The organism is Gammaproteobacteria bacterium (genome assembly GCA_016712635.1).
Taxonomy (GTDB): domain Bacteria; phylum Pseudomonadota; class Gammaproteobacteria; order SZUA-140; family SZUA-140; genus JADJWH01.
Genome location: JADJQS010000006.1, coordinates 151,649 through 177,931 on the forward strand (window position 1 = coordinate 151,649; position 26,283 = coordinate 177,931).

Annotated in this window: 23 protein-coding genes and 1 other RNA gene; 17 read left to right on the forward strand and 7 right to left on the reverse strand. The window is 65.0% G+C overall.

From position 1 onward, the window contains the following. Positions 1–8: 8 nt before the first annotated feature. Entirely contained in the window at positions 9–725 is a 717-nt protein-coding gene (locus IPK65_07610; GenBank protein ID MBK8162999.1) for a copper resistance protein B, read from the forward strand. Positions 726–755: 30 nt separating this feature from the next. Here the strand turns inward: IPK65_07610 and IPK65_07615 are convergent, their stop codons facing one another. Continuing rightward, a complete protein-coding gene (locus tag IPK65_07615) occupies positions 756–2,522 on the reverse strand; it encodes a cation:proton antiporter (protein ID MBK8163000.1) in 1,767 nt (588 codons plus the stop codon). A gap of 261 nt (positions 2,523–2,783) precedes the next feature. On the opposite strand from IPK65_07615, the gene IPK65_07620 reads away from it, so the two are divergent. From IPK65_07620 to IPK65_07640, 5 genes are all read left to right on the forward strand, one after another. After that, positions 2,784–4,970 carry a tetratricopeptide repeat protein gene (locus IPK65_07620; protein MBK8163001.1) on the forward strand — a complete coding sequence of 729 codons (2,187 nt, stop codon included), beginning with the start codon at positions 2,784–2,786 and terminating at the stop codon, positions 4,968–4,970. A gap of 101 nt (positions 4,971–5,071) precedes the next feature. Continuing rightward, entirely contained in the window at positions 5,072–6,478 is a 1,407-nt protein-coding gene (locus IPK65_07625; GenBank protein MBK8163002.1) for an FkbM family methyltransferase, read from the forward strand. A 37-nt stretch (positions 6,479–6,515) separates the two neighbouring features. Then, positions 6,516–8,465 carry a tetratricopeptide repeat protein gene (locus IPK65_07630; protein ID MBK8163003.1) on the forward strand — a complete coding sequence of 650 codons (1,950 nt, stop codon included), beginning with the start codon at positions 6,516–6,518 and terminating at the stop codon, positions 8,463–8,465. Further along, the gene (locus tag IPK65_07635; GenBank protein MBK8163004.1) at positions 8,396–8,677 is read left to right on the forward strand and encodes a hypothetical protein; all 282 of its coding nucleotides are present in this window, start codon (positions 8,396–8,398) and stop codon (positions 8,675–8,677) included. Before IPK65_07630 ends, IPK65_07635 begins: the two co-directional genes overlap by 70 nt. Next, positions 8,674–11,139: a tetratricopeptide repeat protein gene (locus IPK65_07640; protein MBK8163005.1), complete on the forward strand. Its 2,466-nt coding sequence runs from the start codon at positions 8,674–8,676 to the stop codon at positions 11,137–11,139. Before IPK65_07635 ends, IPK65_07640 begins: the two co-directional genes overlap by 4 nt. On the opposite strand, the gene IPK65_07645 is transcribed toward IPK65_07640, so the two are convergent. Further along, complete coding sequence (locus IPK65_07645) at positions 11,136–12,035, reverse strand: LysR family transcriptional regulator (GenBank protein ID MBK8163006.1); 900 nt, start codon at positions 12,033–12,035, stop codon at positions 11,136–11,138. The genes IPK65_07640 and IPK65_07645 overlap by 4 nt on opposite strands. 266 nt (positions 12,036–12,301) lie before the next feature. Here IPK65_07645 and IPK65_07650 point away from each other — a divergent pair, with 266 nt between their 5' ends. The 3 genes from IPK65_07650 (at position 12,302) to IPK65_07660 (ending at position 14,084) form a co-directional block, all read left to right on the forward strand. Then, on the forward strand, positions 12,302–12,571 hold the full coding sequence (locus IPK65_07650; protein MBK8163007.1) for a hypothetical protein: 270 nt from the start codon (positions 12,302–12,304) through the stop codon (positions 12,569–12,571). A gap of 309 nt (positions 12,572–12,880) precedes the next feature. Next, positions 12,881–13,642: a dioxygenase gene (locus tag IPK65_07655; GenBank protein MBK8163008.1), complete on the forward strand. Its 762-nt coding sequence runs from the start codon at positions 12,881–12,883 to the stop codon at positions 13,640–13,642. Positions 13,643–13,802: 160 nt separating this feature from the next. Beyond that, on the forward strand, positions 13,803–14,084 hold the full coding sequence (locus IPK65_07660) for a DUF768 domain-containing protein (protein ID MBK8163009.1): 282 nt from the start codon (positions 13,803–13,805) through the stop codon (positions 14,082–14,084). Between the two features lie 470 nt (positions 14,085–14,554). Here IPK65_07660 and ssrA read toward each other — a convergent pair. Together ssrA and smpB are read right to left on the reverse strand one after the other, a co-directional pair. Further along, positions 14,555–14,923, reverse strand: a transfer-messenger RNA (tmRNA) gene (gene ssrA, locus IPK65_07665). 156 nt (positions 14,924–15,079) lie between these two features. After that, positions 15,080–15,562, reverse strand: a complete 483-nt coding sequence (gene smpB / locus IPK65_07670; GenBank protein ID MBK8163010.1) for an SsrA-binding protein SmpB — start codon at positions 15,560–15,562, stop codon at positions 15,080–15,082. Between the two features lie 331 nt (positions 15,563–15,893). Here smpB and IPK65_07675 point away from each other — a divergent pair, with 331 nt between their 5' ends. Both IPK65_07675 and IPK65_07680 read left to right on the forward strand, forming a co-directional pair. Beyond that, a complete protein-coding gene (locus tag IPK65_07675) occupies positions 15,894–16,331 on the forward strand; it encodes a type II toxin-antitoxin system RatA family toxin (protein MBK8163011.1) in 438 nt (145 codons plus the stop codon). Further along, positions 16,318–16,629: an RnfH family protein gene (locus tag IPK65_07680; GenBank protein MBK8163012.1), complete on the forward strand. Its 312-nt coding sequence runs from the start codon at positions 16,318–16,320 to the stop codon at positions 16,627–16,629. Before IPK65_07675 ends, IPK65_07680 begins: the two co-directional genes overlap by 14 nt. A gap of 10 nt (positions 16,630–16,639) precedes the next feature. Here IPK65_07680 and IPK65_07685 read toward each other — a convergent pair whose 3' ends face one another. Then, positions 16,640–16,960, reverse strand: coding sequence for an outer membrane protein assembly factor BamE (locus IPK65_07685; GenBank protein ID MBK8163013.1), 321 nt, complete (start codon positions 16,958–16,960; stop codon positions 16,640–16,642). Positions 16,961–17,088: 128 nt separating this feature from the next. Here IPK65_07685 and fur point away from each other — a divergent pair, with 128 nt between their 5' ends. Then, the gene (gene fur / locus IPK65_07690; protein ID MBK8163014.1) at positions 17,089–17,499 is read left to right on the forward strand and encodes a ferric iron uptake transcriptional regulator; all 411 of its coding nucleotides are present in this window, start codon (positions 17,089–17,091) and stop codon (positions 17,497–17,499) included. Between the two features lie 32 nt (positions 17,500–17,531). Here fur and recN read toward each other — a convergent pair whose 3' ends face one another. Beyond that, positions 17,532–19,208, reverse strand: coding sequence for a DNA repair protein RecN (gene recN / locus IPK65_07695; protein MBK8163015.1), 1,677 nt, complete (start codon positions 19,206–19,208; stop codon positions 17,532–17,534). Positions 19,209–19,235: 27 nt separating this feature from the next. Then, positions 19,236–20,114 (reverse strand): NAD(+) kinase, encoded by an 879-nt coding sequence (locus IPK65_07700; GenBank protein MBK8163016.1) that lies wholly within the window; start codon positions 20,112–20,114, stop codon positions 19,236–19,238. Between the two features lie 176 nt (positions 20,115–20,290). Here IPK65_07700 and hrcA point away from each other — a divergent pair, with 176 nt between their 5' ends. The 5 genes from hrcA (at position 20,291) to dapB (ending at position 26,265) form a co-directional block, all read left to right on the forward strand. Beyond that, the gene (gene hrcA / locus IPK65_07705; GenBank protein MBK8163017.1) at positions 20,291–21,328 is read left to right on the forward strand and encodes a heat-inducible transcription repressor HrcA; all 1,038 of its coding nucleotides are present in this window, start codon (positions 20,291–20,293) and stop codon (positions 21,326–21,328) included. 119 nt (positions 21,329–21,447) lie between these two features. Then, complete coding sequence (gene grpE, locus IPK65_07710) at positions 21,448–22,068, forward strand: nucleotide exchange factor GrpE (GenBank protein MBK8163018.1); 621 nt, start codon at positions 21,448–21,450, stop codon at positions 22,066–22,068. Between the two features lie 91 nt (positions 22,069–22,159). Then, complete coding sequence (dnaK, locus tag IPK65_07715) at positions 22,160–24,094, forward strand: molecular chaperone DnaK (GenBank protein ID MBK8163019.1); 1,935 nt, start codon at positions 22,160–22,162, stop codon at positions 24,092–24,094. A gap of 189 nt (positions 24,095–24,283) precedes the next feature. Then, positions 24,284–25,414 carry a molecular chaperone DnaJ gene (gene dnaJ, locus IPK65_07720; protein ID MBK8163020.1) on the forward strand — a complete coding sequence of 377 codons (1,131 nt, stop codon included), beginning with the start codon at positions 24,284–24,286 and terminating at the stop codon, positions 25,412–25,414. Positions 25,415–25,461: 47 nt separating this feature from the next. Continuing rightward, positions 25,462–26,265, forward strand: coding sequence for a 4-hydroxy-tetrahydrodipicolinate reductase (gene dapB, locus IPK65_07725; GenBank protein ID MBK8163021.1), 804 nt, complete (start codon positions 25,462–25,464; stop codon positions 26,263–26,265). The last annotated feature ends 18 nt before the right edge of the window (positions 26,266–26,283 follow it).

A 26,283-nucleotide genomic window follows, 5' to 3' on the forward strand; every position in this document is an offset into this window, starting at 1 on the left:
GATGTGTCATGAAGAGATATGAAAGGCTGCCCGTATTACTCGTCTCCCTGTGGCTGGCCCCCGCCGGCGCCGGCGTGCACGCGCACATGGATGACGATCCGGTGCTGGGAAAATTCATGGTCGACGCGTTAGAGATGCGCGAGATGGAGGGAGACAACCCGGTGAGATGGGACGTTGAGGCGTGGCTGGGGCGGGATCTCCGGAAACTGTGGCTTAAGACCGAAGGCAGGCGCAGCGACGGCACGACGAATGCGGCTGATATTGAACTGCTGTACAGCCGCGCCGTGGCCCCCTATTGGGACGTGCAGGCCGGATGGCGCGCGGACATCGAGCCGGATCCGCGCCGCGACTGGCTGGCGCTCGGCCTGCGCGGGACGGCGCCATATCACATCGAGATCGACGCCGCGCTGTTCGTGGGTGAGGCCGGGCGTACCGCGCTGCGCTTCAAGGCCGAATACGAACTGAGGCTCTCGCGCCGGCTGATCCTGGGCCCGGAACTGGAGGCGAACGCCTACGGTGAGGATGATCCCGCGCTCGGCATCGGTTCGGGGCTATCGTCTGTGCAGGGTGGATTGCGCCTGTTTTACCAGGTCACGCGACAGTTCTCCCCGTATGTCGGGATCGAAGGGCGCAGGCGGTTCGGCGCGACAGAGGATTTCGCCCGTTCCGGTGACCGGCGGACCGACGATGCCTGGCTGCTCGCGGGTGTGCGCGCCTGGTTTTGAGCGAGACATGCGCCGGGACGCGCAGTGAGGCTAATCCCGCTTTCCGTCGCTGCCGTTGGCCTGCAGGGTTTCCATCAGGGCGATCTGCAGGCGGGAATGGAACCGGATCAGCTTGCGTCCCAGCACGATGCCGAGCAGCGTGACCGCTGAACCGGTCAGGACGAGCAGCTCGAGCGGCGGCAGGATGCTCGAACTCAGCGCGCCGATCAGAAGCAGGAACAGCATCATCGAGAGCAGCGGGATGAGTTCGGAGAGGATTTCACGCACCTTGGCCGTGTGCTTGCCGGCGAGTGATTCCCGCACGCCGGTCTCTGCCAGCAGCATGCTGAGCGCCTTCAGCTTGCGGTAGGCGGCCACCAGAAACGGCAGCGACAGGATCAGCGCCACAGCCCACAGCACAGTGCGCTGATAGCGTTCGCCCAGTTCCGAGGTGCCGAGCCACGAGGAGAGCGGATCGGCGAAGTAGGCCATGCCGAAGAAGGCGGCCGCGATGATCATCACATTGACCGCGACATGCGCCACGATGCGCCACACCATGGCCGCCAGCACGGCGCGGTCGCCACGGGGCTGGATGCTTTGCAGCCACTCAGTGTAAAGGGGGAGGGAATTGCGCAGCGTGTATGGCACGCGGCGCGCCAGCAGGTCCGCCAGCGGATCGGAGGCGCGTATGAGGTACGGCGTCAGCAGGGTGGTGATCGCCGAGACGGCGACTGCGATCGGGTAGAGGAAATCGCTCGTCACCTGCAGGCTGATACCGAGGGCGGCGATGATGAAGGAGAATTCACCGATCTGAGCCAGCCCCATCCCGACGCGCAGTGAGGTTCTGCCGTCATTGCCGGCGACGAAGGCGCCCATCGTGCAGGTGGCGACCTTGCCGATTACCACCGCCAGGGTGATGACGGCGACCGGCAGTGCGTAATCGATCAGCACCTTCGGGTCGAGCAGCAGGCCCACTGCGACGAAGAATATCGCGCTGAACATGTCCCGCACCGGCTCGATGAGCCGCTCGATGCGTTTGAGTTCGCGCGCCTCGGCAATGATCGCGCCGATCATGAAGGCCCCGAGGGCGACGCTGTAATCCAGCCTTATCACCAGCAGGCAGAAGCCGAAACACAGGCCGAGAACCGTGACCAGCAGCATCTCGTCGCTGTCGAAACGCGCCACATAGGCGAGCAGGCGCGGCACCAGCAGCAGGCCTATGACCACCGAGGCCACCATGAATACCGACAGGCGCGTCAGCGTGCCAGCCATCTGGCCGATGTCCATCGATCCCGACAGGGCCAGGCTCGAGAGCAGCGCGATGATGGCGATGGCGAGGATGTCCTCCACGATCAGGATGCCGAGGATCAGGTGCGCGAAGCGCTGATGCTTGAGCTTCAGGTCTTCCAGCGCCTTGACGATGATCGTGGTGGAGGAGATCGCGAGCATCGCCCCGAGGAACAGCGCGTCCATGGATTGCCAGCCGAAGAAGCGTCCGATCTCGTAGCCGATCCAGATCATCAGCACGATCTCGGCCAGGGCCGCCGCCAGCGCGGTCATCCCCACCTGGCGCAGCCGGCGCAGGCTGAACTCCAGTCCGAGCGAGAACATCAGGAAGATCATGCCGAGCTCGGCCAGCATGTTTATGGTGGCCTGTTCCGTGATGAGCGGGAACGGCGGCGTGTGGGGGCCGATGATCACCCCCGCCAGGATGTAGCCGAGGACCACCGGCTGCTTGAGGCGGTGGAACAGCACGGTGATCACGCCGGCGATAAGCATGATGACCGCGAGATCCTGGATAAAATTGACGGTGTGCACGCTGTTGTCGAGCTCGTCCTGTCGTGTCGTTTCAGTCGCGTCGAGGACGCAGCTGCGAGGCCGATTCATTATGACAGTAACGGTAACAGCCCGGAAATCATCCGCACCGTCCGGCTGGCGAGGCATGACGCGCTGGATAAATGACGGTCTACTGGGCCATACTTGCGGGGGGCAGGATTACCCCGCCGCCGCGCCGGAACGCGGCCGTTAACACCAGCCGATATTCATCCGATTCGGATTCGATCAGGCAGCGGACATGCGATGACCGTTCCCAGCAGAAATGATTCCTGTCCCTGCGGCAGTGGCAGGAAATACAAGAAATGCTGCATGGATAAGGCGAGGGTGGCGTTCGCTCCGGCGGAGGGAGGCGCAGCCCGACTGGTCGAATCCGCAGCTGAGCACCGCAGGCAAGGCCGGTTGGCGCAGGCAGAGGTTGCCTGTCGCCAGGCGCTGGCGGCTGACCCGGAGCGGCCCGATGCCTTGCACCTGCTCGGCCAGCTCGCCGCCGAGGCGGGACAGCACCGGCTGGCGGCTGAACTGATCGAACGCGCCGTCAGCAGGAACGGATCGAACGCCGGCTATTACAACGATCTGGGTCTGGCCTATGGTGCAATGAACCGGCTCGACCGGGCGGCGGCCTCTTATCAGCATGCACTGGCGCTGCAACCCGATCACTTCGGCGCGCAGGTGAATCTCGCCTGCGCCTGTGCCGCTCTGGGCAGGCAGGACGAAGCGGCGGAAGGTTTCCGCAAGGCATTGGTACTGAGGCCGGACTCGGAGGTTGCGCACTTCAATCTGGGCAATACCTGTTACACCCTGGGCCGGTTCGATGACGCCGTGGCGAGCTACCGGGCGGCGCTGGCATTGAAGCCGGACTATCATGAGGTTTACGTCAACCTGGCTAACGCCTATATCGACCAGGGCAAGCCGGAGGAGGCCGCGGCCTGTTGCAGGCAGGCGATCGCGCTCAATCCTGGTAGTGCGATCGCGCACTACAACCTGGGTCTTGCCTGTTTCAATCAGGGAAAGCTGGACGACGCGGCGGCCAGCTATACGGAGGCGCTGGCGCGGAAGCCGGATTATGTCGGCGCGCTGGTGAACCTGGGTCTCGTCTATATCAACCTGGGCAGGCTGGAGGACGCCGCGGCCTGTTACCGGAAGGCGTTGCAGATCAAGCCCGATTCCGCGCTGGCGCACAGCACCCTGCTGTTCACCATGCTCTTTCAGCCAAGTTTTTCTCCGCAGGCGATCTTCGAGGAACATCATCGATTCGCGCAGCGGTGCGAATTACCGCTCAAGCCACGCTGGCGCCCGCACGGTAATTCCCGCGATCCCGATCGACGCCTGAAAGTGGGTTACGTCTCCGCGGATTTCCGCCGTCACTCCGTCGCCCATTTCATCGAGCCGATCCTGGCCTGTCACGACAAGACACAGGTAGAGGTCTATTGTTATTACAATCACACCAGGTACGACGACGTGACGCGCCGCATCGCGGCGTGCGCCGATCACTGGACCCCCTGCAAGGGCCTGTCGGATGAACAGCTCGCGGAGCGCGTGCGCGCGGACGGCATCGATATCCTGGTGGACCTCGCCGGACACACCATGGACAATCGCCTGCTGACCTTTGCGCGCAAGCCGGCGCCGGTACAGGTGACCTACCTCGGATATCCCGCGACCACGGGGCTGACCGCGATGGATTACCGCCTGACCGCGTGTGAGGTCGATCCTCCCGGCCAGGAATCGTGGCACAGCGAGGCACTGTACCGCCTGCCCCGCAGTCTGTGGTGCTACCGGCCGCCCGCCGACCGGCCCAAACCCGCGGGGCGTCCGCCCTCTGCGCGGTTCGGCGCGGTCACGTTTGGATCGCTCAATGCATTCGCAAAGATATCCGCCGAAACGCTCGCCGTATGGGGCGATATCCTGCACGAAACCCCCGGCTCGCGCCTTCTGATGACCAGCGTACCGGAAGGCTCGATGCGGCAATCCCTCCAGGAACGCTTCGCCGCGCGCGGTATCGAACCGCAGCGGCTGATCCTGCGGGGCAGGGTGCCGGGCGATCAGTACCTGGAGCTGCTCGGTCAGGTCGATATCGCCCTCGACCCGTTCCCCTACAACGGCACGACCACCACCTGTGAAACCCTGTGGATGGGCATCCCCGTGGTCACGCTCACCGGCATCAGCTCGGTGTCCCGCTCGGGACATGCCTTGCTGAAATCCGTCGGACTGGGAGAATTGGCGGCCGCGGACACGCGCGCCTATGTGGAAATCGCCACCGGGCTGGCCGTCGATCAGGATCGGCTGGCCGGGTTGAGGTCGGGTCTGCGGCAGTGGATGATGGCATCCGCCCTGCGTGACGAGACCGGTATCACCCGCGACCTGGAGGCGGCCTATCGGACCATGTGGTATACTTGGTGTACTTCAAAATCGGATCACATCTCCGGCGCGTGATGCAGGGCATCACGCGGACAAGGAGATGACATGCGGGCCAGTCCGCACAACGGGGCACCGCAGAACTCCGGATCACGTACTACAAATATTTCGCGCCCGTCATGACAATCATCCGCCCGGACAGCCACGCAACCCATGAAATCGTCGGCCAGGTGAAGATCTGCTGCCCGGTCGGCTACCGTTTCATGACCCCCTACATCCTGAACGAGCAGCAGGACTGGTTCGAGGACGAGATCAAATTTCTGCGCGAGATCGTACGGCCGGATACGAAGTTCATCGACATCGGGGCGAACTACGGCCTGTATTCCCTGTCCATTGCCAGACTCTGCCCGGACGGGCATGTGTGGTCCTATGAGCCGGGCAGCGAGACGGCGGGCTATCTCAACGAGAGCATAGGCGTCAATCAGATCCACAACATGACCCTGATCAACAAGGCACTCTCCAACAAGGCGGGGATGGGCCGGCTGTCTAACGGCGACAATTCCGAGCTCAACGCCCTGACCGACGCCAACGACCAGGGCCGCGGCGAGCAGGTTGAGCTGGCCACGCTGGATTCCGAAGGCGCGCTGCACGACTGGAGCGGCGTCGATCTCGTCAAGATCGACGCCGAGGGACATGAACTCCAGGTTATGGAGGGAGGGGTCCGGTTCTTCACCACCGCCTCGCCCCTGGTGATGTGCGAGATCAAGGCCGGCGTGAACATCGACCTCGTCCCCGTCAGTTATCTTATCTCGCACGGCTACAGATCCTACCGGGTGATCCCGGGACTGCAGGCGCTGGCGCCGCAGGATATCAACGGCCAGATCGACGGATTCCAGCTGAACACCTTCTGCTGCAAGGCGGATCGCGCCGCCGTACTGTCATCGCAGAACAGGCTGGTGATGAGTCCGGGATCATCCCAGGCGGCCGCCGCGCCGTCGGCCGCCTGGCCGGAATTTCTGCGCGGGTTCCCCTACGGCAGGGCGCGCGTCGACGAATGGCTGGACAGGACCTCGAAGAATCCCGAGGACACGTGGCGGGATTATGAAACGGCATTGAACCTCTATGCCGTGTCGCGCTCCGCTGATCAGGACATCACCACTCGCTTCGATGCGCTGTCCGCCAGTTACGTGATCCTGGAGAGGCTGGTGCAGCAGCGCGCAAGTCTGCCCCGCCTGTTGTCGTTCGCCCGCGTTGCTGCGGATTTTGGCCTGAGGGTGAATGCAGTGCAGGCGCTCGCATTCTTCCTGAAGTCGATCCAGCAACACATCGGGGAACTGATCGCGGGAGAGCCGTATCTGTCCCCGTCCAGCGAATATGAGCGGATCCTGCCCGGCCTGGTGCCGCAGAACTGGGCAGTCACCTCGGCGCTGGATGCCTACGAGAAATTCCGGAGCTACTCCAGTTACTTCTCCGCGCCCGACCAGACCCTGCAGATCGTCGGCGAGATCAACCGGCTCGGGTATTCCACTCCCGGCATGGAAAGAAGGGCTGAACTGGCCCGCCGCAGAATGAACCGCAGCATCTGAATCAGCAGCCTTGCCCTTGCCGGCGGCGACAGGCGGGATGAGCAGCGATCAGGCAATTCGGGAGGCCCTGGAACACCACAGGGCGGGCCGCTTCCCGGAAGCGCAAGCCATCTACCAGCGGGTACTCCACATGCAGCCGGACCATCCCGAGGCGCTGCGTCTGCTCGGTGCGCTCCATTGTCAGGCGGGGAGATTCGCGGACGGTATCGGTCTGCTCGAGCGGGCGGCCGCGCTCAATCGCGCCGAGCCGAGGTTGCATTACGACCTGGGACGGGCGTACGGCGCGGTCGGGAGGTATGCAGAGGCCGCAGCAGAATTCGGCCGGGTGCTGGAGCTCAAGCCGGACCATGTCGAGGCGCAGCTGAACCTGGGGCTTGCGCTCCTCAGCCAGGACCGACTGGAGGAGGCCGCCGCGTGTTTCCGGAAGGCGCTCGCACTCCGTCCCGATCTGGTCGCCGCGCATTACAATCTCGGAGTGATCCTCATCCGGCAGGACCGGCTGGACGAGGCCGCGGCGAGCAACCTGCAGGCGCTCGCCTGTAATCCGGATCTCGCCGAGGCGCATCACAACCTCGGCATGGTGTACAGCCGGCAGGACCGGCCGGACGAGGCGGTACGCAGCTACCAGCGGGCCCTCGCGCTCAAACCCCGTCTCGCGCTCGCGCATTACAATCTTGGGCTGACCTTGTACAACCTCGGCCGGCTCGACGCGGCGGAGGAGTCCTATCTGAAGGCTCTGGCGCTTGAACCCGGCCGCGTCGAGACCCTGCTCGACCTGAGCCTGCTCTATGGCGATGTGGGCCGGGTTGACGAGTCCGTTGCCCGCGCGCAGGAGGCGGTTGCGATCGACCCGCGCAACGCCAGGGCGCAGTTGAACCTGGGCAATGCCCTGCTGCGCCAGTGGCGGCTGGAGGAGTCCGCCGCCTGTTGCCGCCGTGCCCGCGAGCTGGATCCCGACCTGAGTGACGCGCATAGCGCCCTGCTGATGGTCCTGCACTACACGGGTGTCTCACCGGCGGCCGAGCTGTATGCCGAGCATCTTCAGTTCGGGCGACGGTTCGAGGCCCCACTCAGGTCGTTGCACACTCCGCACGCGAACGACCGCGACCCGGGACGTCGGCTCAGGCTGGGTTATGTGTCGGCGGATTTCTGTTACCACTCGGTGGCGTTTTTTTTCGAGGGCATACTCGTTGCGCATGACCGCACACGGTTCTCGATCACCTGTTACTACAACAACAATCAACAGGACGGGATGAGCAAACGCCTGCGCGCCGCCGCGGACGACTGGGTACCCTGCCGCGGGATGTCGGACGAGCAGCTGGCGGAGCGAATCCGCGCGGACGGAATCGATATCCTGGTGGATCTCTCCGGCCATACCCGGGGCAACCGCCTGCTCGCGTTCGCGCGCCGTCCGGCGCCGGTGCAGGTGACCTACCTGGGCTATGCCGGCACGACGGGTCTCGAGGCGATGGACTACCGCCTGTGCACGGAGGATACCGATCCGCCCGGCGCCGAGGCCTGGCACAGCGAACGGCTCCATCGACTGCCGCGCAGCCTGTGGTGCTACCGCCCTCCGGCCGGACTCACGGGAGACGAATGGACCGCGGCAGCGCCGCGGGTTGGTGCAGTCAATTTCGGTTCGATGAACATGATCGCAAAGATCTCACCGATCACCGTATCGCTATGGGCGGGGATTCTGCGCGAGCTTCCGGCGTCGCGGCTGGTGATGACGAGCGTACCGGAAGGGGAGGCGCGATCGCGGCTGCGGGATCGCTTCGCGGCGGAGGGGATCGCGCCGGAACGGGTGGAGCTGTACGGCAAGCTGCCGTACGCGGAGTACCGGGATCTGCTGGAGCGCGTCGACATCGCGCTCGATCCGTATCCGTACAACGGGACGACGACGACCTGCGACACGCTGTGGCGCGGGATCCCGGTGGTGAGCCTGGCGGGGAGACCTCGATATCGCGCGCCGGATACGCGCTGCTGAAGGCGGTGGGGCTGGAGGGACTGGCGGCGCGGGACGCGGCGGGCTACGTGCGCACGGCGGTGGAACTGGCACGTGACGCGGGTCGTCGCGCGGAGCTGCGGGCGGGGCTGCGTGCGCGCATGGAGTCCTCGGTCCTGCGCGACGAGGCGGGCTTCACGCGCGAGCTCGAGGCCGCCTACCGCGCCATGTGGCGGACGTGGTGCGAATCATGACGAGTATGGAGATGTTCGCGCAGGCCGTACGGCTGCAGCAGTCGGGGCGCCTCGCCGAGGCTCAGGCCTTGTGCGAGCAGATCCTGCGGCAGGATGCGCAGCACTCCCGGGCCATGCACCTGCTCGCGACGCTGGCGCGCCAGGCCGGTCGTCATGACATCGCGCTGGACTGGCTGACGCGCGCGCATCGCGCCGGCGCCGGCGATACGGCGATCACCTGCGACCTTGCACTGTGCTGCTGCATGCTGGGACGTTTCGACGAGGCCATCGGATATTTTAATCATGTCCTCGCCGCACAGCCGGGACATGTCGAGGCCTGGCTCAATCTCGGCAACGTCCATCTCACCCGCGGCCGTTTCGAAGACGCCGCGCACTGTTACCGGAGGGCGCTGGCGTTGCGTCCGGACCTGGCGGCGGCGCATCACAACCTGGGCCAGTCCATGCTCCGGCTCGGCCGCGCAGGGGAGGCCGCGGACTGTTTCCGGCGACTGATCTCGCTCCAGCCGGGATCCGCTGACGCCCATCTCAATCTGGGGATGGCCCACAGTGCACAGGCGCAGTTCAACGAGGCGGCGGAAGATTTTGCGCGCGCCCGCACGCTGAACCCGGACAACCCCCTCGTGCACTACAACCTCGGGCTGGTGTTCTTCAGCCTGGGCAAGATGCAGGAATCGCTCGCCGGGTTCGAGCGGGCCATCGCGCTCCGGCCGGATTACGCCGAGGCACATGTCAACCGCGCCAATATCCTGGTGCGCCGCGGGCGTCTGGATGAAGCAGTATCGGCCTGTCGTCAGGCGCTGGCCTTCAGGCCCGCTCTGGCCGAGGCGCTGCTCACGCTTGGAATGGCGCAGTACGAGCAGGGACGGCTGGAGGAGGCCGCGGCGAGCTGCCGGCAGGCGCTCGCCTCGAAGCCGGATTATGCGGAGGCCCATAACAATCTGGGCAATGTGTACATCGCACTGCGCCGCTACGACGAGGCCGTGGCGAGTTGCGCGCGCGCGGCCGAGCTCAGGCCGGACATGGCGGGCGCGCACTATAATCTCGGACTGGCGTACTTCGGCCTCTGGCGGCTGGACGAGGCGGTGACATGCTATCAGCAGGCGCTGGCGCTCCGGCCGGACTACCCCGAGGCCCATGTCAATCTCGGTCTCGCCCATGTCCAGCTGGGTCGCGTGCCGGAGGCGCTCGCCAGTTACGGGCGCGCGCTGGCCCTGGATCCGGATCTGGTCGAGGCGCACAGCGCCAGAATGCTTGCGCTGCACTATCTCGCCTCAACCACCCCGGCCGATCTCCGTGCGGCACAGCAGTTCTTCGCGGAGCGCTGCGCCGCGCCGCTCAAGAAGCTCTGGCATCCCCACGCAAACCCGCGCGATGCCGCGCGGCGCCTGAAGGTGGGCTACGTCTCGGGTGATTTCCGCCGCCATTCGGTCGCGTACTTCATATTGCCGATCCTCGCCGGCCATGACAGGGATCAGGTGGAGGTCTACGCCTATTACACCCATCGCCAGCAGGACGACGTGACCGATCTCATCCGGAAGCATGTGGACCACTGGGTGCCGAGCGCCGCATGGTCGGACGAGGAACTCGCCGAACGGGTGCGCGCGGACGGCATCGATATACTGGTCGACCTGTCCGGGCATACCGAAGGCAACCGCCTGCTCGCGTTCGCGCGCCGTCCGGCGCCGGTGCAGGTGACCTACCTGGGCTATGCCGGCACGACGGGTCTCGAGGCGATGGACTACCGCCTGTGCACGGAGGATACCGATCCGCCCGGCGCCGAGGCCTGGCACAGCGAACGGCTCCATCGACTGCCGCGCAGCCTGTGGTGCTACCGGCCGCTGCTGGATCCGGGTACGGCCGCCGCTGTCCGCCCTGGCCGCGGCGATGAAATCGTGTTCGGTTCCATGAACGCCTTCGCCAAGGTGTCGCCCGAGACGCTGCGTCTGTGGTGCGAAATCCTGAACACGCTCCCGGCGTCGCGGCTGGTGATGACGAGCGTACCGGAAGGGGAGGCACGGTCGCGGCTGCGGGATCGCTTCGCGGCGGAGGGGATCGCGCCGGAACGGCTGGAGCTGTACGGCAAGCTGCCATACGCGGAGTACCGGGATCTGCTGGAGCGCGTCGACATCGCGCTCGATCCGTATCCGTACAACGGGACGACGACGACCTGCGACACGCTGTGGCGCGGGATCCCGGTGGTGAGCCTGGCGGGGGAGGCCTCGATATCGCGCGCCGGATACGCGCTGCTGAAGGCGGTGGGGCTGGAGGGACTGGCGGCGCGGGACGCGGCGGGCTACGTGCGCACGGCGGTGGAACTGGCACGTGACGCGGGTCGTCGCGCGGAGCTGCGGGCGGGGCTGCGTGCGCGCATGGAGTCCTCGGTCCTGCGCGACGAGGCGGGCTTCACGCGCGAGCTCGAGGCCGCCTACCGCGCCATGTGGCGGACGTGGTGCGGCAGTTAGCCGGGTGCAGCGGACAGCCGTTCTTTCATCCAGTCGATGAATGCCTGTACCCGGTGTGACAACTGGTGGCGGTTCGGGTGTATCGCATACACCGGCACCGGCTCGGGGCGCGCCTGCGGCATCACCTCGACCAGTTCGCCCCGCGCGATGTGATCGAGAAGTCCGTACGCCGGGGCCTGTATCAGACCCATGCCGGCCAAACCGCTTGCGACATAGGTTTCGGCGTTGTTCACCGTGATGCGGCTGCGCATCGGGCGGGTACGGTACACGCCATCCTCGGAATATTTCCATGGCCAGATGCTGCCGTTGCTGGGTGCGGCATAGTTCACTATCCAGTGATCATCGAGGTCCGCCGGCCTGGCCGGGACGCCATGACGCTGAAGATAGGACGGGCTGGCGCAGCTGAGCAAGGGGAAGTGTCCGATCTGATGAGTTACCATGCCGCTCGCGTGTGCGCTGCCGACGCGGATCACGCAGTCGACACCTTCCTGCAATATGTCGACGGGGCGGTCTGTGGCGCCCAGTTCAAGCTCGATTTCCGGGTAGCGCGCGAAGAAATCGGGCAGCGCAGGGACGATGATGATGCGCGCGACACGTGTCGGTACGTCGACCTTCAGCCTGCCCCTGATCCGCGCCGGCACATCTCGGAACAGGTTTTCGATATCATCGAGTTCTGCCAGGAGTCCACGGCAGCGATCCAGCAGTGCCGATCCGTCACGGGTGAGTTGAACGCTGCGCGTCGTACGATGCAGCAGGCGTGTGCCGAGCGTGGATTCGAGTCGTTGCACCGCGCTCGAGACGGTCGCGCGCGGCAGGCTCAGCTGATTCGCGGCCTTGGTGAAGCTGCCCGTTTCGGCGACGCGCAGAAATACATACATAGTATCGATCCGGTCCACGGCGCATCCCTTTGGATTGTTCAGATATCCTGACCAGTCTATCCGGATTAGACGTGTTTATTCAAGGAACAATGATCAATAGACTTGCTGCAGCGTCGATAGCCCGGAGTAATCCTATACTTAACGACGGCGCGGTGGGGCAGAACCGTAGATATTCACCACCATACGCGCCGACTGGATGGGGCTGCCGGATGACTGGACCCCATTTTTCTGCCGAGTGTTCCGGCAATACCCGCCATATATCACGTCGATCCCAAGGTGAACGAATGCATACCGTTCTGGTGACGCTGGGAGGATTTGCCCTGCTTGGAGTCCTGCTGCTGGCCTGCCGGTTCCTGGACGGCTCCGGGCAGGAGCTGGCGGCGACCGTGGCGAAAATATTCATTCCGATCTGGCTGGGATGCGCAGTGCTGAATCTGTGGTTCTGCGTCTACGTGGCGGGTTATCCGATCATCGACGAAGCGCGGAATTTTGCGCTGATTTTCACCCTGCCCACCACGGCGGCGGCTGTATGCGTGTGGCGGATGAAATCCTAGCCTCGGGAATATCGATCTGTGTAACACATGCGTGCGGGCCTGATCGCCGCCGGAGCACCCGAAGGGTTGTTGTGCGGCTATCCGACTTTTCCGGAGGCAATCCCCGGAGAAACTGCATCGCCGCGGGCGCGGACAGTTTACGTATAATGACCGGCGTCCTACTATAGATCCCCCTTGCCCGGCCCGCGGCGTGCCCCGACGCCTTGCGGCATACGGTGTTACCGCACAGGAGGGTATGTGAAGCAGTTTACGAGCGGCCCGCACCTCCCGACAATCTATCTCCCGCACGGTGCCGGGCCGTGGCCGTTCATGGACATCCCGTCCGCCTTCGGTCCGCCGGAGAATTGGGAAGGGCTGGCCGAATATCTGCGCAACATCGGCCGCGTAATCGCGCAACCCGCCGCCGTACTGGTGGTCACGGCGCACTGGGTCGCACCGCGGCCGACGGTGAGCAGCGCCGCGCAGCCTGCGATGCTGTACGACTACAGCGGCTTTCCCCCCAACACCTATCGCTTGAGCTATCCGGCCCCCGGCTCACCCGTGCTGGCGAATCGCGTGCGCGAGCTGCTGACCGGCGCCGGGATCGCCAATGATGAGGACGCGCGGCGCGGTTACGACCACGGCACCTTCATCCCGCTGATGCTGATCTATCCCGAGGCCAGTATCCCCGTGGTACAGCTCTCGCTGCGGCGCGACCTCGATCCGCAGGCGCATCTCGATATCGGCCGCGCCCTGCAGCCGCTGCGCGCAGAGGGCGTGCTGATCGTCGGCAGCGGCATGAGCTATCACAATATGCACGCGTTTTTCTCGCCCCATCCGCGCCACGCAGAGGCCGGCGCAAAGTTCGATGCCTGGCTGACTGCAACGGTGGAGGAGGCCGATCCTGCAGTGCGGGCGCAACGTCTCGTGCAATGGGAACAGGCGCCCGGCGGATTGGCGTCGCATCAGCCGACCTACGAACACCTGACCCCGTTGTTTGTGGCGGCCGGCGCCGCCGGAGCGGACCGCGGCCGGCGCACGTTCTCCGGCCAGCTCATCGGCATGCCGGTGTCGGGAATCCAGTTTGGGTGAAGCAATTAAGTTTCAGAAGCCTGAGTATATTTGGGCGTGGCTGGACCATGGTGGTCCAGCCCGTGTCTATTTGGTGGGGCGGCGACTCCCGACGTATACTCAAGTCGAACAGCGGGCCGGGAAACCGGCGCCGGATACGGCGTAGGAGAAGGGGGCAGTCATGAGCAATCGCTTCCTGCGGTGGGTCGAGACCTGGATCGAGGAAAACATCCCTCCCGGCGCCAATTCCGACCTCGAGAGCCACGAGGCGCGGGCAGCGCGGCTGACGGAGCAACTGTTCGCCGAGGCGGCCGCGGCCAACTTCTCAAGCTTCGAGACCGAGGAGGAGCGGGAGCGCGTCACGCCCCGGGTCCTGGCCGCGGTCGCGGACAGCACCGACTTCGACATCGATGCCTATCATCTCAAGTCGCAACTGGCGATGGAGAATGAAGACGGCGACTGATCCCCGCCGCCCGACTCACTCACACCGGCTCACCAGCGCATTCAGCATGTTGCGCGGTTATACGGCAATTGAGCTTCCGGTGTCATTTCGCACACACCGATCTCTACAAGCAAGCAATTAGGATTTCGACTGTCGTCGCGTGCCTATTACTGTGTCCGGCCCTTGCCGGCACGGTTCCGCTGGAAGAAAGCCGCTAGTCAACGCCGTCTGTGTCGCCGCCCGCTGTGTCCACGATGCCAGGAGATCCGTTGCCAATCACCCGCGTCCATCGGACAGCCTGAAAGGCTTCTGAGAGGGTTGACGTTGCGTATTGAAGTGTCCGTTAACGGCATTGGGGGCAACACCTCAGGGTGATGGCGGACTTGCCCCGATGTTGCCCTCCGCCGGATGGGTCAGGCCGGAAAAGCCTATAAAAAAAGCCCGCTTTAGGCGGGCTGATGAACTTTACTGGAGGTGCCTGGATTGGTATCTGGTGGAGGCGGCGGGAATCGAACCCGCGTCCGCAAGTCCTCCGCCCTCAGTTCTACATGCGTAGCCGCGTCATTGATTTAACCGGCTGCTACCCGACGGGCAGGGAAGACAGACGGCGAGCCCCTAAGGTTTTAGCGACTTGGCCCGGAGCAAGCCTTATCGCGATCTTGTGAGAGATGACCCCTGATTCGTCCCGAAGGACTACGGACGCACAAGCACGTATCCGGTCAGAGGCTGGCTGACTTAAGCAGCCAGGGCGTAGTTGTCGTCGTTGGCAACTATGTTGTTTGCAGCTGGATTTACGAGGTTTTCTGCCCCTCGGCATGCACTTCAGGTTTTGCAACCCACGTCGAAGCCAAGTCGCCCCCTGCGAATCATTATAGGGGCGGGGTGGGGTGATTAAAAGGGCTGGAAGGAAAAACGGAGAGGGTGGTGGGTTCGGACAGGAGAGGGAGGGGGCAGATTTATCGTGAGGGAGGGGACAGATTTATAAATCTGTCCCCTGAGCGCAGTCGGAGGGCGGCTCACTTGATCTTCATGATGCGCTGTTTCTCCCGCTGCCAGTCGCGTTCCTTTTCGACGGCGCGCTTGTCGAATTCCTTTTTGCCCTTGGCCAGGCCGATCTTGAGCTTGGCGCGGCCGCGGCTCCAGTAGAGGGCGAGCGGTGCGAGCGTGTAGCCCTTGCGTTCGACCGCGCCGATCAGCTTGTCGAGCTCGCGCCGGTGCAGCAGCAGCTTGCGCGTGCGCGTGGCATCGGGGTGGATGTGGGTGGAGGCGGTGGCGAGCGGTGAGATGTGCGCCCCGAACAGCCAGGCCTCGCCGTCCTTGATCAGCACGTAGCTTTCCTGCAGCTGCACTCGGCCGGCGCGCATGCTTTTGACCTCCCAGCCCTCGAGCACGAGGCCGGCCTCGTGCTGCTCCTCGATGAAATACTCGTGGCGCGCGCGCCGGTTATCCGCAATGGTGCTCGAGGCGCTGGCTTCCTTGTTCTTTTTGCCTTTGTTCATCGGGTGCCCATGCTGCGCGGAATTTGCCGGCGAACCGGCTGGGGTCGTGACGGTCGCGGCGGTCGGAGCGGTTCCGCGGAAGCGCTGATTATACACGGAGGCCCGGGCCGGGTTGAGCGTTTTGCCCGGTTCCCGCAGCCGGCTTGCCGGAGTTGCCGGTCGCGCATATCATGTTGCGCTGCGGCCGCATCGAGGCGGACGCGACGGGCCGGGCCCGGTGGATTCATCATATAGATACAGTCGGTATCGGGGTGGCGGTTGGCGGTGTTTCTTGGTCAGGTAATGGCGCTTCGCGGCGCCGCGGTTTCCGCTTGAGTCCGCGGAGACGCCGATGCCGGTAATCAACAGGAGCGCCCTCGTGCCGTACAGCGCCGCGGAGATGTACGCGCTGGTGGACGACATCGAGACCTATCCGCAGTTCCTGCCCTGGTGCCGCAGCGCGAGGGAGTGGACGCGCGGCGCGGATGAAGTGAAGGCGTCGATCGAACTGCACCGCGGCGGCATCCACAAGACCTTCACCACCCTGAACCGGCTGCAGAAGGACAAGATGATCGAGATGCGGCTGGTGGAGGGACCGTTCCACCATCTCGAGGGATTCTGGCGTTTCGAGACCCTCGGCGCCGCGGCGAGCCGCGTGTCGCTGGATCTCGAATACGAGTTTTCCAGCCACCTGCTGCGGCTGGCAATCGGACCGGTGTTCAGCCAGATCGCCAACACGCTGGTGGATGCCTTTTGCGAACGGGCGGCGGAACTGTATGGAAAACGCTGACAAGATCGAGGTCGAGGTGAGCTACGCGCGCCCGGATGTGCAGGTGATCATCCCGGTCAAGGCGGATGCGAGCGCCACGGTGGAGGAGGTGATCCGGCTGTCCGGAGTGCTGGAACAGTTTCCCGACATCGATCTCGCCGTCAACAAGGTGGGTGTGTTCGGCAAGCTGTCCAAGCTCAGCGCCCAGCTGATGCCGGGAGACCGCGTCGAGATCTACCGCGCACTGATCGCCGACCCGAAGGAATCGCGGCGCCAGCGCGCAGCGGAGGGCAAGGAGGCCCCGAAAGCTCCGACCTAGCCGCGCGCGTTCACTCGCCCGCGCTATCCTGGTCGTCCTCAACGCGCAGCAGCTGATCGCCGTCGAAATACACGGCTACATGCCTCTGCTCTGCCTTTTCCTCGCCGATCCTGAGGACATACACGTAATCCCAGCGGTTCGGGTGAAAAGGATCCATGATGGATGCCGTGCCCATCACGAACTGGACCTGCTGACGCGTCATCCCCGGTTTGAGTTGCGCGACCATCTCTGGTGTAATGACGTTTCCCTGCTGGATTTCCACCCGATGCATGGTGCAGGAGAGAGTCATCAGGATGAGGCAGCCGAGGCCAAGGATGCGCGATTTTTCCATGTGTGTGTCCATACTGCGGTTGTTGAAGGCGCCTCATTATATATAATTAGCCGTCAACCCGCAGTGGTGCGGTCGGAGAATCCCACATGGCGACCAAGCAGAGTTTCAGCGACAGCAATGTTGAGGGCATGGACCTCAAGAAGGCTGGCCTCAAGATCACCCATCCGCGGGTCAAGATCCTGCACATCATGGAGAGCAGCGAGAAGCGCCACCTGGGTGCGGAGGACGTCTACAAGGCGCTGCTCGATACCGGCGAGGACGTGGGACTCGCCACCGTCTATCGTGTGCTGACCCAGTTCGAGAGCGCGGGGCTGATCACGCGCCACCACTTCGAGGAAGGGCATTCGGTCTACGAGCTGAATCAGGGTGCGCACCATGACCACATCCTGTGCGTGAAGTGCGGCCGCGTGGACGAGTTCATGGACGACGTCATTGAGGAGCGCCAGCGCGCGATCGCCAAGAAGGCCGGTTACGAGATGACCGACCACTACCTGAACATCTTCGGCGTCTGCGCCGACTGCCGCAAAAAGAAGAAGTAGCCGGTCCGCCTCCGTCCGCGCCGCCGGCGCGTTCAGGCATATTCCTCCGATCGTTTGATCATCTCTTCGGCGTGCGCGCGCGTCTGCGCGCTGATCTCGACACCGCCCAGCATGCGCGCGATCTCCTCGCGCCGCTCTTCCGGCGTCAGGGCCCGGATCTGTGACAGGGTCTGCTTGCCGGAGCTGTGCTTGCTCACCTGCAGGTGGTGATGGCCGAGCGCGGCGACCTGCGGCAGGTGCGTGATGCACAGCACCTGGCGATGCTCGCCCAGGCGGCGGAGCCCCTGGCCGACGATCTCGGCGACGCGCCCGCCGATGCCGACGTCGACCTCGTCGAAGATGACGGTGGGCACGTCCACCTGTTGCGCGGTGATCACCTGGATGGCGAGGCCGATGCGGGACATCTCGCCGCCCGAGGCGACCTTCGCCAGCGGGCGCGGCGGCTGGTGCGGGTTGGTGCTGACGAGGAATTCGGCGCGTTCAAGTCCGGACGGGGAGGGTGTTTCGTCCGCGCGCGGCTGCAGTTCGATGGCGAACGCGCCATCCGGCATGCCGAGGCGGCGCATCTCCTGCACGACCTTCTTCTCCAGCGTGCGGGCGGCCTTGGCGCGCGCCGCGCCCAGCTTGCCGGCGGCGGCGCGATAACGTCCTTCCGCGGCCGCGATCTCCCGGTCCAGGCCGTCGAGCCGCTGCTGGGCGCCGGTCAGGCGCTCCAGTTGTTCGTTCAGGCGCCGGCGCAGTTCAGGCAGCTCACTGGCGGGCAGGCGATGCTTGCGCGCGGCGGCGTGGATGGCGGCCAGGCGCTGTTCGATCTCCTCCAGGCGCCGAGGATCGAGTTCGAGCCGGTCGACGTAGGCGCGCAGTTCGCCGGCCGCCTCCTCCAGCTGGATCGCGGCGCCGTCGAGCAGTTCGATCACCGGCCGCAGGCGCGCGTCGGTCTCGCGCTGCTGGCGCAGGTCGCCCAGGACACGGGTCAGCCGGGTACGCAGGGAGTCTTCGTCTCCGTCGAGGCCATCGAGTCCGGCCTGGCAGGTCTCGATCAGCAGGCCGGCGTTGGCCAGGCGCCGGTGCTCCGCGTCGAGCCGCTGCAGCTCCTCGGGCGTGATATTCAAGCCGTCGAGTTCATCGAGCTGGAACCGGAGGAAGTCGAGCCGTTCCTCGCCTCCCGCGCCGGGCGCAGCGAGTTCCTCCCGCTCGCGGGTCAGTCCGCGCCATGCGCGGTACTCCTGCTCCACGGCGGAGAGCAGTGCGGGCTGCGCGGTGTAGCCGTCGAGCAGGGCGAGCTGGTGATCCCGCTTTAGCAGTGAGTGGTGCTCGTGCTGCCCGTGCACGTCGACCAGCAGGTCGCTCAGTTCGCGCAGGGTCTGCGCCGGTACGATGCTGCCGTTGATCCAGGCCTTCGAGCGGCCGTCCGCGGCGACCGTGCGCCGCAGCACGCAGTCATCGCCGCTGGCGAGTTCCTGCTCAGCCAGCCAGGCGCGCGCCCCCGCGTTGTCCGACAGCGTCAGCGTGGCGGTAACGTCCGTCCGCTCCGCGCCGTGGCGGATGACGCCGCTGTCGGCGCGGTTGCCGAAGGCGAGGCCGAGGGCCTCGATCAGGATCGACTTGCCGGCGCCCGTCTCGCCGGTCAGCACAGTAAAGCCGGGGGCGAACTCGAGCTCGAGTTCGTCGACCAGGGCGTAGTTGCGAATGTGCAGGTGGATGAGCATGGCCGTCACGTCAGCCGCAGGCATGGGTCAGCGGTTTTTCGGATTTTCCGCCCAATTCAGTTTCGCGCGCAACAACTCGTAATGGTCGTGCAGGGGCAGGTGCACCAGCCGCACCGACGCCTGCTTGCGGATGCACAATCGGTCGCCGGCGGTGAGGTCGAAGGCGACCTGGCCGTCGCAGGTGACCTGGGCGTGGTCGCGATTGCCGTTGCCGACGATCACCTCGATCTCGCTGCCGCCGTCGACGACGATCGGGCGGTGGCTCATGGTGTGGGGACAGACCGGGACGATGACGATGGCGTCCAGCGTGGGATCGAGAATGGGGCCGCCGGCGGACAGCGCGTATGCGGTGGAGCCGGTCGGGGTGGAGACGATCACGCCGTCTGAGCGCAGCTTGTTGAGATAGCGTCCATTGATGTAGGTCTCCAGCTCGATCATGCGGGCGACGTTCCGCTTGTGCACCACCACTTCGTTGAATGCGCTGCCGGCGCTGACCTCGGCCCCTGCGCGGGTGACGGTACAGCCGAGCAGGAACCGTTCCTCCATGCGGTAGTCGCCGCGCAGGATCTGGTCCATGCATTCGAGCATCTGCCCGGGCGAGATGTCGGTGAGAAAGCCCAGGTGGCCGAGATTGATGCCGACCAGCGGCACGTCGTGCGGCGCGAGTGAGCGGGCGGCGTTGAGCAGGGTACCGTCCCCGCCGACGATCACCGCGAGGTCGCAGCGGCGCCCGATCTCGTCTCGGCTGCCGGTTTCCAGCCGGATGTCCGGGAACAGCGCGGCGGTGTCGGCGTCCAGCAGCACCGCGACCTGCTTGGCCGCGAGGTGCGCGCCCAGGGCGCGGATAGCACCGGCGACGCTGGAATCGCTGAATTTTCCTATGATGCCGATGCTCTTGAAAGTCACTGCGTCGTATCCACAATATCAAGGATGCAGGAAAGGTATCACGCGGCCTGCCGATCACCAAGCCGGCTTTCTTGACACGGTGGGACTGAGTTGCTACTTTCCCCGTGACCCTTGCAACGGCGCCCCGACCTCCTGGTTAAGCTGATGATAACAAAATGGTATTTAGGTGAGACGCGATGATCAGGGAACTTAATGAACGTACCCGCCACCTGCTCAAGGTGTTGATCGAGATTTATATCCGCGATGGCCAGCCGGTCGGGTCGCGTACGCTGTCCCAGGAATCCGGGCTCGACCTCAGTCCGGCCACGATCCGCAACGCGATGGCGGAACTCGAGTCGTTCGGCCTGGTCGCTTCGCCCCATACCTCGGCCGGGCGTATTCCGACCGACAAGGGTTACCGCATGTTCGTCGATTCCCTGCTGGCGCTCGAGCCGGGCGACAGCCGCGAGATCCAGCGCCTGAAATCCCTCTTTGAACAGGGCGCAACCCTGCAGGGACTCGCCATCTCGGTCTCCGGCCTCCTGTCCGGCATGACCAGCATGGCGGGTCTGGTGATGGTGCCGCGACGCGAGCGCCTGATCCTGCGTCATATCGAATTCGTCGCCCTGTCTGAGCAGCGCGTGCTGGCGATACTCATGCTCAACGAACATGAGGCGCACAACGTGGTCATCCATACCGGCCGCGTCTTTACCGCCGCCGAGCTCGAACGGGCGACCAATTACATGAATACGGCGTTCGCCGGCAGGGACCTCGCCGATATCCGCCTGCAGCTGATGAATGAGCTGCGCGACACGCGCGCGCGCATGGATCGCTCCATGAATACCGCGATCCTCCTTGCCGAACAGGTGTTTGAGCAGAGCGGTAACCGGGAGGATGTAATCGTCTCCGGCCAGACCAACCTGATGGAATTCGACGAATTGTCGGACCTTGACCGCCTGCGTGTGCTGTTCGAAGCCTTCAGCGAGAAACGCAAGATCCTGCACCTGCTCGACCAGTGCCTGTACACCCAGGGTGTGCGCGTGTTCATCGGCAAGGAATCCGGCTGCAACGAGCTCGATGACTGCAGCGTGGTGACCTCGACCTACGCGGCGGACGGCAAGGTGGTCGGCGTGCTCGGCGTGATCGGGCCAACGCGCATGTCCTACAAGCGGGTGATACCGCTGGTGCAGGCGACGGCGAAACTGCTCACCGCGGCCTTGAATCAGTACCACTAGGCCACCAGATTCAGCCACAATGACGCCGGCGCGGCGGACCGCGCCCCCGGAGACGGCGCGGCCAGCCGCGGGACTCCGGCGGTTTGCCATATCTTGATGAACCAGGTTTGGGAGGTGTGATGGCGACAGACAAGGATCCGGCCATGGAAACGGATGCACAGGATCTGCCTGTGGGCGGCGCCGGTGAGGGGTCCGGGACGGAGAAGCGCAGCGAGGGCGAGGATCTGCTGTTGAGCCTGCAGGACGCGCGGGCCAAGGCGGATGATTACTGGAACCAGCTGCTCAGGCTCCGGGCCGAGATGGCCAACCAGCAGCGCCGGGCGGAGCGCGAGCTGGAAAATGCACACAAGTACGGCCTGGAGAAGTTCGCCGCCGAAATGCTGCCGGTCATCGACGGACTTGAAATGGGTCTAAACGCGTCTGCCGCCGGTGAGGGCGTGGACCCGGTCAAGCTGCGCGAGGGGATGGAGCTGACCCTCAAGATCCTGTCCGCGAGCCTGGAGAAGTTCGGCGTGCGCGCGCTCAATCCGGCGGGCGAGAAGTTCAATCCCGCCCAGCATCAGGCGATGGCGGTGCAGCCGGCGTCCGGCGCGGAGCCCAATACTGTACTGGCGGTCTACCAGAAGGGGTACCTGCTCAACGACCGGCTGATGCGCCCCGCCATGGTGGTGGTTTCCGCGGCCGGCGGCACCGGCAAGCCGGAGGGTCCGGCGGAGAAGAAAATCGACGAACTGGCTTGAAAGCGTATCGCCTGCCCCAATATACCTCACAACTTGAGGTGTTTAGCGGCGGTGACACCGCCATATCAACAGAAAATGGAGAATTCCCGCGATGAGCAAGATTATTGGAATTGACCTGGGCACGACCAACTCCTGTGTCGCCGTGATCGAAGGCGGCAAGCCCCGGGTGATCGAGAACTCCGAAGGCACCCGCACCACGCCCTCCATCGTTGCGTTCTCCGACGACGGCGAGGTACTGGTGGGCCAGGCAGCCAAGCGCCAGTCGGTCACCAATCCCAAGAACACGCTCTACGCCATCAAGCGCCTGATCGGACGCCGTTTCAATGAAGACGTCGTGCAGCGCGACATCAGCCTGGTGCCGTACAAGATCGTCAAGGCCGACAACGGCGACGCCTGGGTCGAGGTGAACGGCAAGAAGATGGCGCCGCAGGAGGTCTCCGCGCGCATCCTGATGAAGATGAAAAAGACCGCCGAGGAGTATCTCGGCGAAGAGGTCACCGAGGCGGTGATCACCGTCCCGGCCTATTTCAACGATTCCCAGCGCCAGGCCACCAAGGACGCCGGGCGCATCGCCGGGCTCGAGGTCAAGCGCATCATCAATGAGCCGACCGCGGCCGCGCTGGCCTTCGGCCTCGACAAGAACCGCGGCGAGGCGAAGATCGCCGTGTATGACCTCGGCGGCGGCACCTTCGACATCTCCATCATCGAGATCGCGGACGTCGAGGGCGAGCACCAGTTCGAGGTGCTGTCCACCAACGGCGATACCTTCCTCGGCGGCGAAGACTTCGACATGCGCCTGATCGATTATCTGGCCGACGAATTCAAGAAGGACCAGGGCATCAACCTGCGCGGCGACCCGCTTGCCATGCAGCGCCTGAAGGAAGCGGCCGAAAAGGCCAAGATCGAGCTGTCCAGCAGCCAGCAGACCGACGTCAACCTGCCCTATATCACGGCGGACGCCGCCGGTCCGAAGCATCTCAATATCAAGGTGACGCGCGCCAAGCTCGAATCCCTGGTCGAGGAGCTGATCACCCGCACCATGGAGCCGTGCAAGACCGCGCTGAAGGACGCCGGGCTGAAGGCCTCCGACATCGACGACGTGATCCTGGTCGGCGGCCAGACGCGCATGCCGAAGGTGCAGGAAGTGGTCAAGGATTTCTTCGGCAGGGAACCGCGCCGCGACGTGAATCCGGACGAGGCCGTGGCGGTCGGTGCCGCGATCCAGGCTGGCGTGCTCGGCGGCGAGGTCAAGGACGTGCTGCTGCTCGACGTGACGCCGTTGAGCCTCGGCATCGAAACCATGGGCGGCGTCATGACCAAGCTGATCGAGAAGAACACCACGATCCCGACCAAGGCCTCGCAGGTGTTTTCGACCGCGGATGACAACCAGACCGCGGTGACGGTGCACGTGCTGCAGGGCGAGCGCGAGGTGGCGGTGGCGAACAAGTCGCTCGGCCGCTTCGACCTGAGCGACATCCCGCTTGCGCCGCGCGGCATGCCGCAGATCGAGGTCGCATTCGACATCGACGCCAACGGCATCCTCAACGTCTCGGCCAAGGACAAGGCGACCGGCAAGCAGCAGTCGATCGTGATCAAGGCCTCGAGCGGCCTGTCGGAAGACGAGATCAAACGCATGGTCACCGATGCCGAGGCGCATGCGGACGAGGACCGCCGCTTCCACGAACTGGTGGATGCGCGCAACAAGGCCGACAACATGGTTCATGCGGTCAAGAAGACGCTGGCCGATCTTGGCGACAAGGTCTCCGCAGAGGAGAAATCCACGGTCGAGAAGGCTGTGGACGAACTGCAGGCGGTGATGAAGGGCGACGACAAGGCCGCGATCGAGGCCAAAACCGATGCCCTGACGCAGGCCTCGGCGAAGATCGCGGAGCGTGCCTACGCCCAGGCCCAGCAGGGCGCAGACGCCGGACAGGCGTCATCCGCCGCCGGCGGCGGCGCGGGCGACGCGAAGGACAATGTCGTCGACGCTGAATTCGAGGAGGTCAAGGAGGACCGGCGCAAGTAAGTCCTGACGGACCGGCGCCCCGGATGCATCGCGTTCGCGGCGCGCCTGGTCTATGATACCCGACGATCCGCGCACGTGGCGGCGGACAGCGAAGCGCGGGGCAGGTCGTCCCGCGCTTTTGCGTATTGGCAGTCCGGCGGCGCGCGGCGTCGGCCGGAATGAAGCGGCAGTGGAATCAGCAGAAGAATAATGGCGAAGCAGGATTATTACGAATTGCTCGGCGTGGCGCGCAATGCCAGCGAGGCCGAACTCAAGAAGGCCTACCGTCGCCTTGCGATGAAGCATCACCCCGACCGCAATCCTGACGACAAGGATTCGGAGGAGAAATTCAAGGAGGCCAAGGAGGCCTACGACGTCCTGTCCGACGCGCGCAAGCGCGCCGCCTACGACCAGTTCGGCCACGCCGGGGTCGATGCCGCCGCGGGCGCCGGGGCGCACGGCGGTTACCGCAGCGCGAATTTCAGCGACATCTTCGACGACGTGTTCGGCGACATCTTCGGCGCGCGCGCCGGGCGCGGCTCGGTTCAGCGCGGCTCCGACCTGCGCTATGATCTCGAGCTGAGCCTCGAGGACGCGGTGCGCGGCACCACGGTCAAGGTCCGTGTCCCGACCCATGTGGCGTGCAAGACCTGCGAGGGCAGCGGGGCCAAGAAGGGGACCAGCCCGGTCACCTGCACGACCTGCGGCGGCCAGGGCCAGGTGCGCATGCAGCAGGGCTTCTTCTCCATCCAGCAGACCTGCCCCCGCTGCCGCGGCCTGGGCAAGATCATCAGCGAGCCCTGCACCGACTGTCATGGCCACGGCCGCGTCAAGGAGACCAAGACCCTGTCGGTGAAGATCCCGGCGGGCGTCGACACCGACGATCGCATCCGGCTGGCGGGTGAAGGCGAGGCCGGGGAGCACGGGGGGCCGGCGGGCGACCTCTACGTGCTGATCCGCGTCAAGACCCATCCCATCTTCGTCCGCGAAGGTACGGACCTGCATTGCGAGATGCCGATCAGCTTCGTCACCGCAGCCCTCGGCGGCGATCTCGATGTGCCGACCCTCGACGGACGCGTCACGTTGAAAGTGCCGGCGGAGACCCAGACGGGCAAGCTGTTCCGCCTGCGCGGCAAAGGTGTACGCTCCGTGCAGGGCGGCGCGGTCGGCGACCTCATGTGCCGTGTGGTGGTGGAGACGCCGGTGAACCTGAGCGAGCAGCAGAAGGATCAGTTGCGGGACTTCGAGCGCGCGCTCCAGGAAAAGAACGAGAGCCATAGTCCCCGCGCGCGCAGCTGGCTTGACGGGGTGAAGAAGTTCTTCGAGGATCTCAAACTGTAATCGATCGCGCACCGCTGCGTCGGGGCGCCGTGTCCGGGGAGGTTGGCATGATCAGGATAGCCGTCACCGGCGCCTCCGGGCGCATGGGCCGCACACTCATCGAGGCCAGCCACGGTCATGCCGGCGTGCGGCTTGCAGCGGCCGTCGACCGGCCCGGCAGCCCGGCGCTCGGCCGCGACGCCGGTGAGCTGGCGGGCATCGGGCCGATCGGGGTGACCGTGGGCGCGGACCTCGCGGCGGTTGCGCGCGACTTCGACGTGCTGATCGACTTCACCCTGCCCGAGGTCTCGGTGGCCAATGCCGCGGTCTGCCGCAGCGCCGGCCGCCGCATGGTGATCGGCACGACCGGGTTCACCCCCGGCCAGCGCCGCGAGATCGAGCAGGGCGCGTCCGACATCGCGGTCGTGCTCGCGCCCAACATGAGCATCGGCGTGAACCTCTGCTTCAAGCTGCTCGATATCGCCGCGCGCGTACTGGGCGACGAGGCCGACATCGAGATCATCGAGGCGCACCACCGGAACAAGGTCGACGCCCCCTCCGGCACGGCGCTGCGCATGGGCGAGGTGGTCGCGGCGGCGCTGGGGCGCGATCTGGCGCGCTGCGCCGTCTACGGACGCGAGGGGCATACCGGAGTTCGTGACCGCGCCACCATCGGCTTCGAGACGATCCGCGCCGGCGATATCGTCGGCGAGCACCGCGTGATGTTCGCGGGAGTCGGGGAGCGCGTCGAGATCATGCATACGGCGACCAGCCGATACACCTTCGCGAGCGGCGCGCTGCGGGCGGCCGGCTGGGTGATGCAGCGCGATGCGGGGCTGTTCGACATGCAGGACGTGCTCGGCCTCAGGTAAGCGCGGCATTCGCATCCG

Bases quoted from the DNA above. Each gene is read 5' to 3' on its own strand.
- IPK65_07685 (MBK8163013.1), bottom strand. From the start codon at position 16,960: ATGGAAAAATCGCGCATCCTTGGCCTCGGCTGCCTCATCCTGATGACT.
- dnaK (MBK8163019.1), top strand. From the start codon at position 22,160: ATGAGCAAGATTATTGGAATTGACCTGGGCACGACCAACTCCTGTGTC.
- IPK65_07620 (MBK8163001.1), top strand. From the start codon at position 2,784: ATGACCGTTCCCAGCAGAAATGATTCCTGTCCCTGCGGCAGTGGCAGG.
- IPK65_07680 (MBK8163012.1), top strand. From the start codon at position 16,318: ATGGAAAACGCTGACAAGATCGAGGTCGAGGTGAGCTACGCGCGCCCG.
- dapB (MBK8163021.1), top strand. From the start codon at position 25,462: ATGATCAGGATAGCCGTCACCGGCGCCTCCGGGCGCATGGGCCGCACA.
- recN (MBK8163015.1), bottom strand. From the start codon at position 19,208: ATGCTCATCCACCTGCACATTCGCAACTACGCCCTGGTCGACGAACTC.
- hrcA (MBK8163017.1), top strand. From the start codon at position 20,291: ATGATCAGGGAACTTAATGAACGTACCCGCCACCTGCTCAAGGTGTTG.
- IPK65_07610 (MBK8162999.1), top strand. From the start codon at position 9: ATGAAGAGATATGAAAGGCTGCCCGTATTACTCGTCTCCCTGTGGCTG.
- smpB (MBK8163010.1), bottom strand. From the start codon at position 15,562: ATGAACAAAGGCAAAAAGAACAAGGAAGCCAGCGCCTCGAGCACCATT.
- dnaJ (MBK8163020.1), top strand. From the start codon at position 24,284: ATGGCGAAGCAGGATTATTACGAATTGCTCGGCGTGGCGCGCAATGCC.
- IPK65_07640 (MBK8163005.1), top strand. From the start codon at position 8,674: ATGACGAGTATGGAGATGTTCGCGCAGGCCGTACGGCTGCAGCAGTCG.
- IPK65_07675 (MBK8163011.1), top strand. From the start codon at position 15,894: ATGCCGGTAATCAACAGGAGCGCCCTCGTGCCGTACAGCGCCGCGGAG.
- IPK65_07650 (MBK8163007.1), top strand. From the start codon at position 12,302: ATGCATACCGTTCTGGTGACGCTGGGAGGATTTGCCCTGCTTGGAGTC.
- IPK65_07625 (MBK8163002.1), top strand. From the start codon at position 5,072: ATGACAATCATCCGCCCGGACAGCCACGCAACCCATGAAATCGTCGGC.
- IPK65_07660 (MBK8163009.1), top strand. From the start codon at position 13,803: ATGAGCAATCGCTTCCTGCGGTGGGTCGAGACCTGGATCGAGGAAAAC.
- IPK65_07630 (MBK8163003.1), top strand. From the start codon at position 6,516: ATGAGCAGCGATCAGGCAATTCGGGAGGCCCTGGAACACCACAGGGCG.
- IPK65_07655 (MBK8163008.1), top strand. From the start codon at position 12,881: ATGGACATCCCGTCCGCCTTCGGTCCGCCGGAGAATTGGGAAGGGCTG.
- grpE (MBK8163018.1), top strand. From the start codon at position 21,448: ATGGCGACAGACAAGGATCCGGCCATGGAAACGGATGCACAGGATCTG.
- fur (MBK8163014.1), top strand. From the start codon at position 17,089: ATGGACCTCAAGAAGGCTGGCCTCAAGATCACCCATCCGCGGGTCAAG.